This window comes from Streptomyces sioyaensis, from assembly GCF_004122735.1.
Taxonomy (GTDB): Bacteria; Actinomycetota; Actinomycetes; order Streptomycetales; family Streptomycetaceae; genus Streptomyces; species Streptomyces sioyaensis.
Window position 1 is genome coordinate 1 of sequence record NZ_SDIF01000132.1, and the last position, 17,008, is coordinate 17,008.

Consider the following 17,008-nt stretch of genomic DNA (forward strand, 5'->3'; position numbering starts at 1 on the left):
CCCCACCACCGACCACACCAACCCCGCCAAACCGACCCCAACCCCCTCCGGCAGTGGCGCGCCGAAGGTCGCCGCCGAAGGCGTCCTTTCAGCTCTTCGCCCTGACCCGCAGCAGGGCGACGGCCGCTACCCGCTCGCCTGGCTGCACGTCACCGCACCCGGCCGCGGCGCCATCCCCACCGCCACCTCGACGTGCCTGTGCGGCCGCGACCGCAGCGCCGTCGGCCACCGCAAAGTCCTCGCCCTGATCGAGGACCACCACGCCCACCGCACCACCTGCCCCTGGCGCCACTCCGGCACCCGCGAGACAAGGAAAGCCTCATGACCGACCACATCGACGGCGCCGCCCTGCTGGCCGAAGTCGAAGCCTTCCACCGCCGCTTCAACAAGTTCCCCCGCGAAGCCGCCTACGTCGCCGTGGCCCTGTGGGACGCCCACGCCCACCTGCACGACTGCTTCGACTCCACCCCGCGCATCGCCTTCCTCTCCCCCGAACCGGGAAGCGGCAAGTCCCGGGCACTGGAGATCACCGAGACCCTCGTCCCCCGACCGCTGATGACGGTCAACCCCTCCGCCAACGCCCTCTTCCGCGTCGTCTCCTCCGACGAGGGCCGGCCGACCATCCTCTTCGACGAGATCGACACCATCTACGGCCCCAAGGCCAACGGCAACGAGGAACTGCGAGCCTTCCTCAACTCCGGCTACCGCCGCGGCGCCAGCAGCCTCCGATGCGTCGGCGACGGCTCCAACCAGACCGCCACCCCCTTCCCCTCCTTCTGCGCGGTCGCCGTGGCCGGCCTGGGCTCCCTGCCGGACACGATCCTCACCCGCTCGATCATCATCCGCATGCGCAAGCGAGCCCCCAACGAAAAGGTCGAGTCCTACCGGCAGCGCATCCACGAAAAGGAAGGCCACGCCCTGCGCGAGCGCCTCGCCGCCTGGGCCGACCAGGTCCGCGACCAGGTCACCGACGCATGGCCGCAACTGCCCGAAGGCATCTCCGACCGGCCCGCGGACGTATGGGAACCACTGCTCGCCGTCGCCGAGGCTGCGGGCGGCACCTGGCCCGAGCGGGCCCGTGCCGCCTGTGTCGAGCTGGTCGCAGCAGCCAAGGACGACGACGCGGCCTCCATCGGAGTCCGCCTCCTCACCGACTTGCGCGACCACGTCCTCCGCGGCGCCGACCGCATGCCGACCGCCGCCATCCTCGCAATCCTCCACAGCCTGGAGGACGCGCCCTGGAGCGACATGAACGGCCGGCCACTCACGAGCCGCGGCCTGGCCAAGATGCTCGCCGACTACCCCACCGCCGACAACAAGCCCATCAAGCCCCGGTCCATCCGCACCTCATCCGGCGTCCCGAAGGGCTACTACGCCGAGGACCTCGCCGATGCGTGGCTGCGCTACTGCCCGCCCCCTTCCCCCACATCCGCTACGTCCGCTACATCCGCTACACCCCAGGTCAGCGGCGGTGCGGAGGTAGCGGATACGGGCGATGTAGCGGATAGCAGCGCTACCCCCCACCTGACCGTCGCCCGCACCGCGTAGCGGAACCTATCCGCTACATCCCGCCCATCCGCTACACAAAACAGGTCTCTGACCTGCCATGTAGCGGATGTAGCGGATGTAGCGGATCTCTGAGAAGAGGGGCGTCGCCCCGAGACTTCCTCGAAGGAGACACCAGCATGCCCAGCCCCAAGTTGCTCAAGCTCTCCGAGGTCCTCGCCGAACTCAACATGTCCCGCGCCGCCTTCTACCGCATGCGCGCCCGTGGCCTCGGCCCCCGGATCGTCAAGCTTCCGAATCACCAGATCCGCGTCCGTCGCGCTGACCTCGACAACTGGCTGACCGGGCAGGAAGAACAGCCCGCCGCCTGACCTGGCCGCCAAAGCGGGCCCGGCCGACACCCGGGCCCGCTTCGCTTTTCTGGAGTCCACCCTGCTGACCTTCGAGTTCAAGATGTACGCAATTCGCGTGCGCCCGCAGTACCCGAAGCCCTACCAGGTCCGCTGGAAGGTCGGTACAAAGCCGCACGCCCAGAGCTTCCCTACCAAGACCCTGGCCGACGGTCGACGGGCTCAGCTCATGTCCGCCGCCCACAGGGGCGAACAGTTCGATGTCGATACCGGGCTTCCCAAATCTGAACTGGCTGCACTAAAACCCCAGTTGACGTGGCTCGAACACGCCCAGGACTACGCGAAAATGAAATGGATCGAGGCGGCATCGGCGAAGGGTCGGGCCACGCGCGCAGACGCTCTCGCGGCCATCACCGCCGCTCTGGTCAGGGATACGAAAGGGGCGCCCGCACCGGCCGTTCTGCGCCGGGCTCTGAGCGGCTACGCGTTCAACTTCTCCGAGCGCCGTACACCCCCGCCCGAACATCTCGCCGCCGCTCTCGCATGGGTCACGTCCAAAGCCCTCCCCATGACTGAGCTGGAGGAGGACTCCGAGACGATCCGCGCCGCCCTAAGGGCGTTGAGCACGCGCCTCAACGGAAAGCGAGCGGCAGCAACCACCATCACGAACCGCCGCACGGTATTCAACAATGCCCTTCGGTATGCCGTGGAACGGAAGCGCCTCACGGCTAACCCACTGACCTCCATCGACTGGTCTCCACCGCCGACAGATGACGAGATCAACTGGCGCTATGTCCCCAACCCGCAGCAAGCCATGGCCCTCATTGATGCCGTTGGAATGCAGGGGCCCCGCGGCGAGCATCTGCAAGCGTTCTTCGGGTGCTGCTATTACGCAGCCACTCGGCCGGCCGAAGCCATGAATCTCAGGGCGGCGGACTGCACGCTTCCCGAGAGCGGGTGGGGCGTGGTGCTGCTCTCCGGCAGTTCGTCCCGCGTGGGGTCCGCCTGGACGGACGACGGAAAGTCCTACGAGGAGCGCGGCCTGAAGCGCCGGGCGCGTTCGTCCGTGCGCGACGTGCCGATCCCGCCCGAGCTGGTGAAGCTTCTGCGCTCGCACATCGACCGGTACGCGGTGGCGTCGGGCGGACGGCTGTTCCAGGCGGCAGGGGGCGGAGTCCTGCTGAGCAAGGAGTACCCGGAGGTCTGGAAGGAGGCCCGGAAGCTGGTGCTCACCGAGGAGCAGGTCTCCAGCCCGTTCGCAGAGGTTCCCTACTGTCTGCGGAAGGCCGGCATCTCGTTCTGGCTCGCCTCTGGCGTCGACCCCGTCGAGGTAGCCCGCCGGGCCGGCCACAGCGTGGCTGTCTTGTACAAGTTCTACGCCAAGGTGCTGGACGGCAGGCGTGACCAGGCCAATGCACTGATCGAACGGGCCATGCGGGCGGCGGCTCAGGAAAACGAGAGGGCCCGGTCAGGGGGCCCGGTCTCCGTCCACAGCCCGTCCACACAGGCTGGTCACCACCGGGATACAGGCGCTCCCGGGTGAGACACCCTGAACGCAGAAGGGGTGCCCGATCCCCTCGGACACCCCTTCTGACCAGCTAAGTCGCTGACCTCTGCGGAGGCTGTGGGATTTGAACCCACGGTGACGTTGCCGCCACGACAGTTTTCAAGACTGTTCCCTTAGGCCGCTCGGGCAAGCCTCCCCGCGGCACCGGTGCGCGTGGGCGTGCGGTGTCGCGGGATCAGACTAGCGCGTCACTTGTCGCCCGTGCGCTGCCCCAGGGTGACTCGGGTGGTGTGCTCCTTGCCGCCTCGCTTGTAGGTGAGGGTGACCTCGTCGCCGGGCTTGTGCTGCCAGATCTCGCTGATGAGGGTGGGGCCGCTGTCGATCACCGTGTCGTCGAGCTTGGTGATCGTGTCGCCGGGCTTGAGGCCTGCCTTGGCGGCCGGGCCGTTCGGGCTGACGGGGTCGGAGCCGTTGTTGCCGGTCTGGGCGATGGTCGCGCCGTTGCCGGTGTCCCGCATGGCGACCTGGACGCCGATCTGCGGATAGACCGGCTTACCCGTCTTGATCAGGTCCTGCGCCACCCGCTTCGCCTGGTCGATCGGGATCGCGAAGCCCAGGCCGATGCTGCCGGACTGCTGGGACTCGCCGCCCAGACCGCCGCCGTTGCCGGCCGACTGGATGGCGGAGTTGATGCCGATGACGTTGCCGCCGGCGTCCATCAGCGGGCCGCCGGAGTTACCGGGGTTTATCGAGGCGTCCGTCTGGAGCGCGCTCATGTACGAGGCGCTGGCGCCGCCGCCGTCGCTGGAGGCCACCGGACGGTCCTTGGCGCTGATGATGCCGGTGGTGACGGTGCCGGACAGGCCGAAGGGCGCGCCGATGGCGATGGTGGCGTCGCCGACCTGCACCTGGGAGGACTTGCCGAGCGGAAGGGGGTTGAGCGGGGCGCCGGAGGGGTTCTTGAGCTTGATCACGGCGACGTCGTAGCCCTGGGCGTGGCCGACGACCTCGGCGTCGTACTTCTTGCCGTTGGAGAACGTCGCGGTGAGCTTGCCGCCGCCGGCAGCACCGGCGACGACGTGGTTGTTGGTGAGGATGTGGCCCTGCTTGTCGTAGATGAAGCCGGTGCCCGTGCCGCCCTCGCCGCCGGCGCCCTGGGCCTCGATCGTCACGACGCTCGGCAGCGCCTTCTGCGCTATCCCGGAGACGGAGGTGGGCTTGCGGTTCAGCGCTCCGGGGTCGCCGGGCGCGGAGACCGTCGTCGAGGCGTCGTCGCTGCGGCCCGCGAGCCAGAAGCCGACGCCGCCACCGACACCGCCGAAGACCAGCGCGGCCGCCAGGACGGCCGCGATCAGACCGCTGTTGCGCCGCTTGGGAGCGGGGTTCCCGGTGAAGCCCCAGGGGTCACCGCCGCCACCGCCGCCATAAGGGGGACCGCCCCAGCCGCCGCCCGCTCCGGGGGCACCGTGTGCGGCGGTGCCGTACGGGGGGAACTGGGCGGTCTGTTCGGTGGTGGGCTCGTCGCCGGGGCGGCCGTAGCCGTGCTGCTGAGGGTGTCCGGTGTCGTACGGCGGCATCCGGCCGGGGTCGCCGGAGCCGGCACCGCCCTGGGACGAGGCGGCGGCCGGTGCGAAGTCGGGCGGCGGGGGCGCCACGGGGGGAGCGGCCGGCGGCGGGGCGCCGGGAGTCCGGGCGCCGGAGGCGGAGGCACCGTCCGGCTGCGGCCCGGCCGGCGGCTTGGCCTCCGACGGGACGGCGGCTCCCTCGTTCTCGGTGCTCACAGCTCTCTCCTCAGCTTCACGACTGTCGGCGTCCACGGTCCCGCGGGCGTCTGCCCTGTGCGCCTCATGCCTCAGCTGTCTGATGCCTGGGGCGCGCCGTTTCTTCCGGGGCTTGCAGTTCGGCCGGACCCTGGGGGCGCGTCCGGGTGGTGCGGTCTTGTCCTGCCGGCGGGCCGGGCGGTCCGCCGGGTGGTGCGGTTGTTCCGTGCCGGCGGGCCTTGCGGGCCCTCCGGGTCGTACAGCTCCTCGATGCCGGCCATCAGCTCCTCGATGCCGGCGATGCGGAACCCGGCACTCCAGGATTCAGGATCCGGGATCCGGGCGATGCGGGCGAGTCCCGGTCCGCCGGTCCGGGGCCGCGGGCCGTGGCCCACCGGTCCGTCGGGCAGCTCCCGTCCGTCCGCGAGACCCGGTCCGTACGTCCGGGGCCGTTCGGGCCGGACGACACGGGCGAGTCTCCGTACCAGCCTTACCCACTGCGCGTCAGAGCACCGTAAGCCGAGACTGTGACTGTCCCCTCATCCTTTATCCCGGACAAAACCGGCGCATCCCCTGTTCCGCGGCTTGGGGAATGCACCCGCCGGCCCGGCAGTGGTGGGTGGCACGATAACGCGGTGACCTATGTACGCCCCGCCCAGGACGCCCGTCCGGATCGTCCCGCCATGTCCGTCGTAGCCCATCGCGGTGCCTCGGAGGACGCGCCGGAGCACACCCTGGCCGCCTACCGCAAGGCGATCGAGGACGGCGCGGACGCCCTGGAGTGCGACGTCCGGCTGACCGCCGACGGCCATCTGGTCTGCGTACACGACCGGCGGGTGAACCGCACGTCCAACGGGCGCGGCTCGGTTTCCGCCCTGGAGCTCGCCGACCTCGCGATGCTCGACTTCGGCTCCTGGAAGGCCGAGGGGTTCGCGAACGAGGCGCCGGACCGACAGCACGAGGACCCCGAGCGGACCGCCGTCCTGACGCTGGAGCGGCTGCTGGAGCTGGTCGCCGACGCGGACCGCCGGGTCGAGCTGGCCATCGAGACCAAGCATCCGACGCGCTGGGCCGGACAGGTGGAAGAGCGGCTGGTCGAGCTGCTCGGCCGGTTCGGGCACACGAAACCGGCCATGCGCGCCGACTGGACACCTCAGGTCCGGGTCATGAGCTTCTCGGCGCGCTCCCTGCACCGCGTCCGGGCCGCGGCGCCGGCCATCCCCGGGGTCTACCTGATGCAGTTCCTCACCCCCCGGCACCGCGACGGCCGGCTCCCGCCCGGCGTCGGCATCGCGGGCCCCGGCATCCGGATCCTCCGCTCGCACCCCGACTACGTCGCCAAGGCACACCGCGCGGGCCACCAGGTCCACGTGTGGACCGTCAACGACGCCGCCGATGTCGAGCTGTGCCAGGAATTGGGAGTGGACGCAGTCATCACAAATCGCCCCAAGCAGGTACGAATCCAGCTTGGCCTCAACTAAACGCCCTCACAGGGTGTGCACCGGCGCATTCGACCCGTATTCGATTATGTCCAGTGCGTCACCGAGTGTCGCTTGGCCGGTTTCCGGTCCAGTCCATTGGGGCATTCATCCCGTGGCGTGGGGCAAAGGAGGTCTCGGGGGTGGCGTTGGTGGTGGCACAAGAGGTGCCGACGTCGTCGATCATGGCCGTACCCCATGGACCAGTGGGTGTGGGCATGGCCAGGCGGCGCATGCGTGAAGAGCTACTGGCAAGTGGAGTTCAGGACACGGTCGTCGATGACGCGGTCCTTATTCTTTCGGAGCTGTTGAGCAATTCGTGTCGCCATGCGCGTCCGATATACGAAAACGGCGCACCGGATTCCGTAACGGCCGGGCAGAGTGACACCCCGTCGGCATCCGTCCGGGCTTCCTGGCGCATCGACGTCCAGGGCAAACTGACCGTCGCGGTCACGGACGGCGGCGGCCCGACCCGACCGCTTCCGGCCACTCCGTCGGTGACGGCGCGCGGCGGCCGCGGGCTGGCGATCATCCGCTCGCTCGCCAAGGACTGGGGCGTCCGCGACACCGCCGTCGGCGAGGTCACGGTCTGGGCGGCCCTCTCGCTCCATGACGCGTTCGCTACGCGCGTGGACCTGACGCCCGATCTGCCGCCCTCGCTTGCCGCCGGCACGCCCGTGCGCACCGGGCATCCGCTGGGCCCGGGCTTCCCGGACTTCGACGACCTGGTGTAGCGGCCGGGCCGGACCCGCCGGTTGCCGCCGCACCGGCACGGGACACGGCCGCGCGCGCAGCCGGACGCGACCGGGTACGCAATCCTCTAGGCTCGCGCCGAAACGCGTCCGTACGCCCAGGATCGACCAGGAGACACCGTCGCCATGGCCAAGAAGCGCCGTCCCCAGTCCCAGGCCGCAGCACCGCAGATGAAGGACGGTGAGGTGCCGGTCGTCGGCGCTCGTGAGCCCTGTCCCTGCGGCTCCGGCCGCCGGTACAAGGCCTGTCACGGGCGGGCCGCGGCGCATGCCGCCACCACACTCGTGCAGCGCCCCTTCGAGGGGCTGCCCGGCGAGTGCGACTGGGTGGCGCTGCGCGAGCTGGTGCCCGCCGCCACCGCCGAGTTGACGCTCAAGGGCGGACTGCCGGAAGGCGTCCCGTCGGTGACGCTGGCGACCGTCCTGCCGATGGCCTGGCCCGCGCTGCGCCGTGACAACGGTGCGGTCATGCTCGGCCTGCAGAACGACACCGCCTCCGGCGACCTCAGCCGCGACCTCGCGGACACCCTCCAGCGCGCGCTGGTCGCCGAGCCCGGCACTCCGGTCGCCGCCGGACGGCCCGCGCCCGACGGCCCGCGGCTGCAGGACCTGCTCGACCCGGAGGCGGCTTTTGAGCCGACCGTCCACACCGGATTCGAGTTCTGGGTGGAGAACCCCGAGAACGCCACCGGCGAGGTCGCCGCCTCGCTGGAGCGGGCCAACGCGGCGGCCATCCCGACCGCGCGGATCCCCGGGCTGGAGGGCGCGTACTGGTGCGAGGCCCCGGACAAGAACCACCTTCGCTGGGTCACCGGGCACCCCGAGGAGCAGCTGCTGGACGCGCTCGCGCGGCTGCATGTCGCGGGCGCCTCCGCGCTCGGTGACGACACCCGCCTGGTGGGCTCGTTCCGCGCCCACGGCCTGGTCGTTCCGGTCTGGGACCTGCCCTCGTCGATGAGCGCCGACGACGTCGCCGAGCCCGCCGCGGCGTTCGCCGAGCGGCTGGCCAAGGCCCTGGCCACGGACGCTCCGCTGACCCCCGAGGAGCGCCGGGCGCGGGGCGGTCTCACCAACCGTCAGGTCACCCTGAGCTGACCGGGCCGGCCCCGGCCAAGCGGACCGGACGCCTCCGGGAAACCGGCGCGTGAGACCCGTCACAACTGCCTGTACTTGCCGGTAAATAGGCGTCCGGAATTCCACGATCGAATTTGCGAACCGCCGATCTCTTGTTACGGTTCTAAAAGCCCGGTCGCTGGTGCATCCCCCGTCGCCAGCGACCGGGCGCTTCCATGTCCGGAGGCGAATGATCCGCTTCGCCGGTCCGGACGCCGGTGGCCCCGCGCCCCGGCCGCGGGCCCCGTGGGCGGCCCGCCCCCTCGGCGGCCGTCCCGTCAGAGGTCCGAACCACTGTCTTCCATGGGCGAGTTGCTGCCGGAACGCAGCAGCAGCCGCTCCCCCGCCGCGTCGGAGACCTCCGCCACCGCGGCGTACGGCAGCCCTCCCGCATGCTGGGTCGGAGCGGCCGGCGTCTCGCACACCCCCGGCACATCGCCCGCCGGCACCGCGCAGTTCACCTGGACGGACCCGCCGTCCGGCCGCAGCAGCGTGAGGGCGGCGCGCAGGGCGTCGCCGGTGCGGTTGCGGTAGTACGTACGCGCCCGGGTCCGGCCCGCCTGGCCGAGCACGCAGGTCTGGGCCTCGATGCCCCGGGGAACGGTGAGTTCGGGGCCGCAGCGGGCCGTGTGGCCGGGGAAGCGGCCCGGAGCGAGGCCCGTGCGGGCACTGCTGGAGCTTGGGGAGCCGACGCCACGGGCCGGGCTCTTGCCCTGATTGAGCCCGCTATCGACCGTGTTTTCCGTTTCGATCGAAGGGCTGTTTTCGGACGTGAACGCTGTCCCGGACCGCGCCCCCGGAACCGGGTGGCCGGCCGGACCGGCCGTCGCTACCCCGAGCGGCACGACGAGGGCGAGCACCGCCGCCCCGGCGAGCCCGGTCAAGCGGAGTTTTTGCGCACGCTGCATGGCCCCCACCTGCGATTGAGATGCCGCCGACGACGGCTTGACGGTGGTGCGAACCTATCGGCCGGCGAGGGTGCCCCAGGACACCCGAAGCCCGTTTCCGGGCGGGATCGGGGGCGGTCACACCCGTACGGGTGAGGCGACCGCGGGCGGTGGGTGACACCGCCCGCACACCACGGGCGCCGGGCCGCGGCGCGGCGTCAGTACGCGAGCCGGCTGCCGCCGTCGGGGGTGCTGGTGCTCGCCGTGACCAGGGCGTCCACGATCGTGGCCACCTTCGGCAGCCAGGGCGCGGCCGAGGACGGGGGTCCCCCCCGCTCGAACGAAGTGGAGAGTTTGGGGGAGGCCGGCGGCCGCTCCCAGCGGACCTGGCCGGCTCCGACCGGTGAGGGAGGAAGCACCACATAGCCGCCCTCCCCGTGGAACCGCAGCGAGCTGGGCACCCAGTCCTGGGAGTGCAGCAGCTCACCCAACTCCGCGAGGTCGTACGGCGATACGAGCAGCGACCAGCGGGTGGGCGTGGCCACCACGGGCCCGAGGCGTACACCGAAGTGGTCCAGGGCCGCCAGGGCGCGGGCGCCGGCGACGGCGGGCAGGCTCACCGCACAGGGCGCGCGGCCGCCGGTGGCCAGCACCAGCGGGGCATCGGGGCGGTTGGTCCACCACCACCGCAGCATCCGGGCATCGGTGGTGGCGGCCAGCAGGCCGGGGTCGAAGGGGTGCGCACCGGGCACCACACAGTCGGGGTCGGGGCAGTTGCACCGAGGGGCGGGCCGCTCGCCGAGGCCGAGCCGGGCACCGGCCGGCTGCCGGCCGCCGGACCTGAGGCCCACTCCGGGAAGTACGGGCCACTGCCACTCGGTGGCGCACTGGAGCGCCGCACCGAGCAGCGCCGACCTTCCGCCGCGCCGGAACAGGAGCTTGCGTCGCCTTCCGAGGATCTCGCGCATGAGCGCTCGTTCCTTTCCGTTAACGCCGAGGGCTATGTCCATCGCACTACATGGCACTGCTTCCGGTTCGCCATCGTTTCGCCGTGCCGCTTGATGCCGTTGTGTGACGTTTCCTGCGGCCCGGCCGTGCCGCCCGGGGTCGATCGCGCATCGATCACGCCACGTGGATTACTGGTCACCGCGTGTACAAGGCAGCGCATCACGCCGTACGCCGAGCGTGGAACGTGGCGGGGGGTGGCGCGCGCATGGCGCTTGCGCTTGGGTCGTGCAGTCCCCGCCGCTTGGGAGTGCGTAGCGGTCGTCGGCGTATGAGACGCCGGTGCCCGCCGGAGGGTTCCGGTGCGGCCCCAACTGGCCCCGCACCTTTCCGAGTACGTACCCGCCACTGTGGTGATGACGCGCTGCTGATCGCCGTCAGTCGACCTCAAATTGACGCTCAGGGGGCTCTTTTCAGGCCAATCTCCAGACCTCGCTGACACCACAAACCCCATAGGGACAGTGCTGGACATCACATCGTTGATGCGTGTACATCTGGAGGCATTGATAGCGGAGCAGCATGACATGGGGGTTTGCGATGCTATTGAGGAATTTGAGCAGCCCACTGCACCGCACCACATCACTCGACAATATGCCGCACTCCCTGGCAAAAGGCGGCCTGACCTGGGGTCACACCCGGCGCGACGATAGCCGTCGGCCATGAGCGCCCCTCACGTACCGAAAGTGGCTGGAATCGAACCAGCTCTTCCCGCCCCCGCGCACACTGTCGCCCCCCACGCGGCGAATGCCTCCGCGGACCCCGTCTGCGGCGCCCTGTCCGAGGGCTCGCCGGGCACCCCTGGGGACCCCGGTTCCGACGCCTCGTCAGCCGGCGTCACCGGCACGGCCCCCGACGTCTCCGGCGTCGCTCAACTCACCGCCGTCCAGGACCGGCTGGCCGGCTGGATCTCCGACCTCAGCACCCTGCACGACCTGACCGAACGGCTCGCACACACCCGCACGCTGGAGGAGGCCCTGCGCGAGCTGCTGCGGGGCGGCGCCGCCCTGGTCGGTGCCCGCCGCGGCCTGGTCGTGCTCGCACCGGCCGACGGCCTCGGCCCGGAGACCACCGTCGGTCTCGGCCTCGGCCACGCCGAGATCGGCCACATCGAGACCGTCCCGCGCCGCGCCCTGTCGTACGCGCGGATACTGGACGGCCTTCCGGAGCGGGGCGCCTGCGGCGACGACGTCCCGGCCCCCGGCGCGGGCCGCGCCCCCGACCCCCGCAGGAGCGCGGCGGTGGCGGCCTGCACCGAGATCTCCGAACCCGACATCCCGGGGGAGAAGGGCCTCGACCCCCGCCTGCGGGAGGTCGCCGCCCGTCTCGGGTACGCCGCCAGCTATGCGGTCCCGCTCACCGCCGAGCCCATCGGCCGCACCGGCGCCGCGGTCTGGCTCTACGACGAACCGGCCGAGCCCACCGAACGGCAGCGCCACCTCGTCGGCCTCTACCGCGCGCACGCCGCCGAACACCTCGCCCGTCTCCTGGAACTCCACCGCAGCCGGCAGGCCATCGAGATCCTCCGCGAGGAGCTGCTGCCGCACCGGCTGCCGCGGATCCCCGGCGTACGCCTGGCGGTGCGGCACAGCACCGGCCCGCGCGGCGGCGGCGACTGGTACGACGCGCTGCCGCTGCCCGACGGCGCACTGGGCCTGGCGGTCGGCTCGGTGACCGGCTCCGGGCCGAGCGCGGTGGCCGCCATGGGGCGGCTGCGGGCGTCCCTGCGCGCCTACGCCGTCATGGAGGGCGAGGATCCGGTCGCCGTGCTCTCCGATCTCGAACTGCTGCTCCGGCTGACCGAGCCGGCCCGCAGCGCCACCGCGCTGTTCGCCTACACCGAGCCGCCGTCCGGCGGGCCGCCCGACCTCCCGGTGCCGGACGGCCTCACCGGCCCTCCCCCGTACCCGGACGACCTGGAGGACATGGAGGACGACCTCGCGGGCGAGGGCTGGGGGAGTGCGCGCCTGCCCCGCAAGCTGGTGCTGGCCGGGGCCGGCCACTGTCCGCCGCTGGTCCTGGGCGAGACGCGGACCGAGTTCGTGGAGACCTCACTGTCCGCGCCGCTGGGCATGCTGGCCTGCTGGGAGGCGCCCAGTGTGGAGATCGAGCCGGCCGGCGGCGAGACCGTACTGCTCTACAGCGACGGGCTGCTCCAGCGCACCGGCGAGTCCATGGACCGTGCCTTCACCCGGCTGCACGCGGCCGCCACCGGCGTCCCCGGGGCGATCCGGCACGATCCCGAGGCGGTCGTCGACCACATCGTGCGCACGATGCTGCCGCAGGGCCTGGACGATCCGTCGTCGGAGGAGGACGTGGTGCTGCTCGCGGTGTACTTCGAGGAGTAGCCGGCCCGCGGCGGGGATGCGCCGTATGCCCGGACTGCCGGAGAGGTCACACCTTTCTGCCCCTGGACCGCTTTCGATCCGCACATACGATGGAAGGCGGTTCAGTCTTTAGAGGAGGCACCGTGACCGACGAGCTCACGCCGGAGACCCCGGACGAGCACGAGCAGCCGATCAAGCAGCGGAAGAACGGCCTCTACCCGGCCGTCTCCGATGAGCTCGCGGACAACATGAAGAGCGGCTGGGCCGACACCGAGCTGCGCGATCTGCAGCCCATCGAGCAGGCCCCGAACGCCGCCCGGCGCCGCGCCGCACTGTCCGCGCGCTTCCCCGGCGAGCGCCTGGTGATCCCGGCGGGCAATCTGAAGACCCGTTCCAACGACACCGAGTACGACTTCCGTGCCTCGACGGAGTACGTCTACCTCACCGGCGACCAGACCGACGACAGCGTCCTGGTCCTGGAGCCCCGGCGGGACACCCACGAGGCGACGCTCTACCGGCTGCCCCGCTCCGACCGGGAGAACGGCGAGTTCTGGCTGAACGGCATGGGCGAGCTGTGGGTCGGCCGGCGCCACAGCCTGACCGAGGCCGAGGCGCTGCTCGGCGTCCCCTGCAAGGACGTGCGCGAGCTGGCCGAGGCGCTCAAGGAGGCCACCGGGCCGGTGCGGGTGGTGCGCGGCCATGACGCCGGCATCGAGGGCGCGCTGACCGACAAGGTCACCGCCGAGCGCGACGAAGAGCTGCGGGTGTATCTCTCCGAAGCGCGCGTGATCAAGGACGCGTTCGAGATCGGCGAGCTGCAGAAGGCCGTCGACTCCACGGTGCGCGGCTTCGAGGACGTCGTGAAGGTCCTGGACAAGGCCGAGGCGACCAGCGAGCGCTACATCGAGGGCACGTTCTTCCTGCGCGCCCGCGTCGAGGGCAACGACGTCGGCTACGGCTCGATCTGCGCCGCCGGCCCGCACGCCACCACGCTGCACTGGGTCCGCAACAACGGCGCGGTCCGCTCCGGCGATCTGCTCCTGCTGGACGCCGGCGTGGAGACCACCACCCTCTACACCGCGGACGTCACCCGCACCCTGCCGATCAACGGCCGCTACACCGACCTCCAGCGCACGGTCTACGACGCAGTCTACGAGGCCCAGGAGGCGGGCATCGCCGCGGTCAAGCCGGGGGCGGCCTTCCGCGACTTCCACGACGCGGCGCAGCGGGTCCTCGCCGAGAAGCTGGTCGAGTGGGGCCTGATCGAGGGCCCGGTCGAGCGGGTGCTGGAGCTGGGGCTGCAGCGCCGCTGGACCCTGCACGGCACCGGCCACATGCTCGGCCTGGACGTCCACGACTGCGCCGCGGCCCGCACCGAGACGTACGTCAACGGCACGCTGGCGCCGGGCATGGTGCTGACCGTCGAGCCCGGTCTGTACTTCCAGGCGGACGATCTGACGGTGCCTGAGGAGTACCGCGGCATCGGCGTGCGGATCGAGGACGACATCCTCGTGACGGACGACGGCAACCGCAATCTGTCGGCCGGACTGCCGCGGCGCTCGGACGAGGTCGAGGCCTGGATGGCCGGCCTGCTCGGCAAGTAGCCCCGCAGCACGCCTCGTACGTCCCCCGGTGGCCTCAGCCGCCGGGGGACGTGCCGTTGCCGGGGCCGCCGTCCCTCTTCGTGTAGGCGCCGGCGTGGGCGGCCGCCCGGACGGCGGTGGCGGCGGAGTCCGCGAGGTCCCGGTCGACGGGGCGGCGGGCGATCAGGATCCGGTAGTAGAAGGGCGCGCCGAGCGCCGACATCATCTGTACCGGGTCGGTGTTCGCGGGCAGTTCGCCGCGGTCGACGGCCCGTTGCACCATCCGGCCGGCCAGCGCCAGCCGCTCGTCGAAGAAGGTCCGCAGCACCGAGGCCACCTGCCCGTCGCGGGCCGCGGCGGAGACCACCGCCTCGATCAGGCGGCGGACCCGCCCCTCCCCGTACAAGGCGGCTATCGAGCGGGCCAGCGCCCGCAGGTCCCCGGAGAGGGTCCCGGAGTCCGGCAGCGGCACCTCGGAGCCGACCTCGGTCAGCAACTCGCAGATCAGACCCTCGATGCAGCGCCAGCGGCGGTAGACCGTGGCCAGGTGGATTCCCGAGCGCCGCGCGACCTTCTCCATGGTCAGCCCGCCGAACCCGTTCTCGCCCAACTCCTCGAAGACGGCGGTCAATACGGCCTTGCGGGTGCGGGCGGTGCGCCCGCCGGGCCGGGTCTCGCCCGGGGCGTGGTGCGCTGTCGTCACGACGGCTCCGTATTGCAGTGCGGGATCACGCCAAGTATTGTCCGAGAAAGATTAATGCGAGCAACTTCGCGTTAATCAGGTGCGCGCTGGTCTCGCCGGGACAGGGGACGCCGCGGGGGAGGTCCTCCCACCGCGAGACCGCGCTGCCCACCTCATTCAAGGGTGATTTTCAGTCAGTTTCCCGACTGCCCACGTTCGCCCGGTTTGACACCTCGCCGCCGGCACTGCACGCAACTGCCTCCGGTCGTCCGCCTCAGCCGCCGCCCGCCCCGGGCTCCGGGCCCCGGGCCCCGCCTCCGTACGTCCGCCCGGCGGCGTGCCGCTCACCCACCGCAACCGCCCCGCGCCCCGGATGTGCTCCGGGCCGCGCCGGTGGACGCTGGAAGGGACCGCACCGCGGTGCCCCCGCGCGCTCGCGCGGGGCGCGGACGGGAGGTGGGCCGGATGGACGGACGCTGGACGGCGCGCCTGGCGCTGACGGCGGCAGCGGCGGCGGTGCTGGTGCTGTTGGGCTTCGCCGGGTTGCAGAGCATCGCGCTGGTGGGCCTGGGGGCGGCAGGACTGGCCGTCGCGGCGGTCGGCCTGTGGTGGCTGCTCTCGCGCAGGGGCCCGGCGCGGGTGCTCGGCCTGGTGCTCACGGTCGCCGCCCCACTCGCCGTCGTCGTGCTCTACGTGATCGCCGGGCTGCTCTGGGTGGTGCTCGTGTCGGTCGTCCTGTGGGCGCTGGCCGTCTCCACCGGCCGGGCCGCGCTGGCGGCGCAGACCGGCCCGGCGGGCCGGCCGGAGCCCGTCGCCACACCCCCCGCACACCCCTTCCTGATCATGAACCCGCGGTCGGGCGGCGGGAAGGTCGGGACGTTCGGACTGGTGGACAAGGCCGAGGCGCTCGGCGCCGAGGTCTGCGTGCTGGACCCCGCGCATCCCCAGGACGTGACCGAACTGGCCCGGCGGGCCGTCGACGACGGTGCCGATCTGCTCGGGGTCGCGGGCGGTGACGGCACTCAGGCCCTGGTCGCGGGCGTGGCGGCGGAGCGCGGTGTGCCCTTCATGGTGATCTCCGCCGGGACCCGCAACCACTTCGCCATGGACCTCGGCCTCGACCGCGAGGACCCCTCGACGTGTCTGGAGGCGCTGACCGACGGCGTCGAACGGCGCGTCGATCTCGGCTTCGCCGGGGACCGCATCTTCGTCAACAACGCCTCCTTCGGCGCCTACGCGGCGGTCGTGCAGAGCCCGGCGTACCGCGCGGACAAGGCCCGTACGACCCTGGAGATGCTGCCGGATCTGCTGACCCACCACAGCGGTCCGCACCTTGCGGTCCGGGCGGACGACACCGCCGTCGACGGGCCGCAGGCCGTCCTGGTGAGCAACAACCCCTACCGCATGGACGATCCGGCGGGCCTGGGCCTGCGGGAGCGGCTGGACTCCGGCGTCCTGGGGATGCTGGGCGTCAAGGTCGACAACGCGGCGCAGGCGGCCTGGATGCTGCGCGGCCGCAACGGTCCCGGCCTGACCTCGCTGTCCGCCCGGGACGTCGTCGTCGACGCGGACGCCCCCGTCATCCAGGCCGGTGTCGACGGCGAGGCCGTCACCCTGCCCACCCCCGTCCACTGCCGGATCGAACCCCGGGCGCTGCGCGTGCGGTTGCCCCGTCACCGCCCCGGAGTGCCGCGCGGGCTGCCGCCGATGAACTGGCGCCGGGTGCGGCGGCTGGCCCTGCGGACGGGACGGGCCACGGCACCGCACACGGGCCGACCGACCGCACCGCACACGGGCTGACCGCGCGCACCGCACACGGGCCGACCGACCTGGTGCCCGCTCACGACGCCATCGGAAGCGCCGCCCCTTCCCGCCACTTGAGGATCTTGTCGAAGCTGACGACCGCGCCGGGCCGGCCCGTGCGGTTGCGGTAGCGGACGTGGTCGGTGAGGGCCTCGATCAGAAAGAGCCCCCGGCCGTCCTCGGCAAATGCGGGAGCCTGCGCGGGGGTGGGCACGGGGGCTCTTTCTGATCGAGGCCCTCACCGACCACGTCCGCTAC

Annotated in this window: 14 protein-coding genes, 1 tRNA gene and 1 pseudogene; 10 read left to right on the top strand and 6 right to left on the bottom strand. The window is 71.8% G+C overall.

The window, feature by feature from the left end:
- The 4 genes from EST54_RS35730 to EST54_RS29185 form a co-directional block, all read left to right on the top strand.
- Window positions 1–325, top strand: a 325-nt coding sequence (locus EST54_RS35730) for a hypothetical protein (RefSeq protein WP_244942640.1), incomplete at its 5' end; no start/stop codon positions are given.
- The gene (locus tag EST54_RS29175; RefSeq protein WP_129250710.1) at window positions 322–1,548 is read left to right on the top strand and encodes a DUF3631 domain-containing protein; all 1,227 of its coding nucleotides are present in this window, start codon (window positions 322–324) and stop codon (window positions 1,546–1,548) included. The genes EST54_RS35730 and EST54_RS29175, both read left to right, overlap by 4 nt.
- Before the next feature lie 137 nt (window positions 1,549–1,685).
- A complete protein-coding gene (locus EST54_RS29180) occupies window positions 1,686–1,877 on the top strand; it encodes a helix-turn-helix transcriptional regulator (protein WP_129250711.1) in 192 nt (63 codons plus the stop codon).
- A gap of 97 nt (window positions 1,878–1,974) precedes the next feature.
- The gene (locus EST54_RS29185) at window positions 1,975–3,399 is read left to right on the top strand and encodes a tyrosine-type recombinase/integrase (protein ID WP_307825497.1); all 1,425 of its coding nucleotides are present in this window, start codon (window positions 1,975–1,977) and stop codon (window positions 3,397–3,399) included.
- Window positions 3,400–3,472: 73 nt separating this feature from the next.
- On the opposite strand, the gene EST54_RS29190 is transcribed toward EST54_RS29185, so the two are convergent.
- Together EST54_RS29190 and EST54_RS29195 are read right to left on the bottom strand one after the other, a co-directional pair.
- A tRNA-Ser gene (locus EST54_RS29190) sits at window positions 3,473–3,559 on the bottom strand.
- Between the two features lie 52 nt (window positions 3,560–3,611).
- Window positions 3,612–5,144, bottom strand: coding sequence for a S1C family serine protease (locus tag EST54_RS29195; RefSeq protein ID WP_129250712.1), 1,533 nt, complete (start codon window positions 5,142–5,144; stop codon window positions 3,612–3,614).
- Between the two features lie 662 nt (window positions 5,145–5,806).
- Here EST54_RS29195 and EST54_RS29200 point away from each other — a divergent pair.
- From EST54_RS29200 to EST54_RS29210, 3 genes are all read left to right on the top strand, one after another.
- Entirely contained in the window at window positions 5,807–6,604 is a 798-nt protein-coding gene (locus EST54_RS29200; protein ID WP_239013182.1) for a glycerophosphodiester phosphodiesterase, read from the top strand.
- 53 nt (window positions 6,605–6,657) lie between these two features.
- Complete coding sequence (locus EST54_RS29205) at window positions 6,658–7,335, top strand: ATP-binding protein (RefSeq protein ID WP_372448236.1); 678 nt, start codon at window positions 6,658–6,660, stop codon at window positions 7,333–7,335.
- A gap of 144 nt (window positions 7,336–7,479) precedes the next feature.
- Entirely contained in the window at window positions 7,480–8,448 is a 969-nt protein-coding gene (locus tag EST54_RS29210; RefSeq protein ID WP_129250715.1) for a DUF5926 family protein, read from the top strand.
- 296 nt (window positions 8,449–8,744) lie between these two features.
- Here the strand turns inward: EST54_RS29210 and EST54_RS29215 are convergent, their stop codons facing one another.
- Entirely contained in the window at window positions 8,745–9,374 is a 630-nt protein-coding gene (locus EST54_RS29215) for a hypothetical protein (protein WP_167511624.1), read from the bottom strand.
- Window positions 9,375–9,571: 197 nt separating this feature from the next.
- A complete protein-coding gene (locus tag EST54_RS29220) occupies window positions 9,572–10,321 on the bottom strand; it encodes a bifunctional DNA primase/polymerase (protein WP_129250716.1) in 750 nt (249 codons plus the stop codon).
- Between the two features lie 696 nt (window positions 10,322–11,017).
- On the opposite strand from EST54_RS29220, the gene EST54_RS29225 reads away from it, so the two are divergent.
- A complete protein-coding gene (locus tag EST54_RS29225; protein WP_174857540.1) occupies window positions 11,018–12,703 on the top strand; it encodes a PP2C family protein-serine/threonine phosphatase in 1,686 nt (561 codons plus the stop codon).
- A gap of 122 nt (window positions 12,704–12,825) precedes the next feature.
- Window positions 12,826–14,286 (top strand): aminopeptidase P family protein, encoded by a 1,461-nt coding sequence (locus EST54_RS29230; protein WP_129250718.1) that lies wholly within the window; start codon window positions 12,826–12,828, stop codon window positions 14,284–14,286.
- Window positions 14,287–14,320: 34 nt separating this feature from the next.
- Here the strand turns inward: EST54_RS29230 and EST54_RS29235 are convergent, their stop codons facing one another.
- On the bottom strand, window positions 14,321–14,968 hold the full coding sequence (locus EST54_RS29235; RefSeq protein WP_129250719.1) for a TetR/AcrR family transcriptional regulator: 648 nt from the start codon (window positions 14,966–14,968) through the stop codon (window positions 14,321–14,323).
- A gap of 444 nt (window positions 14,969–15,412) precedes the next feature.
- On the opposite strand from EST54_RS29235, the gene EST54_RS29240 reads away from it, so the two are divergent.
- Window positions 15,413–16,747, top strand: coding sequence for a diacylglycerol/lipid kinase family protein (locus tag EST54_RS29240; protein ID WP_129250720.1), 1,335 nt, complete (start codon window positions 15,413–15,415; stop codon window positions 16,745–16,747).
- Between the two features lie 40 nt (window positions 16,748–16,787).
- Here the strand turns inward: EST54_RS29240 and EST54_RS29245 are convergent.
- Window positions 16,788–16,970, bottom strand: a pseudogene (locus tag EST54_RS29245) (ATP-binding protein); the annotation flags it as partial.
- Window positions 16,971–17,008 lie beyond the last annotated feature (38 nt).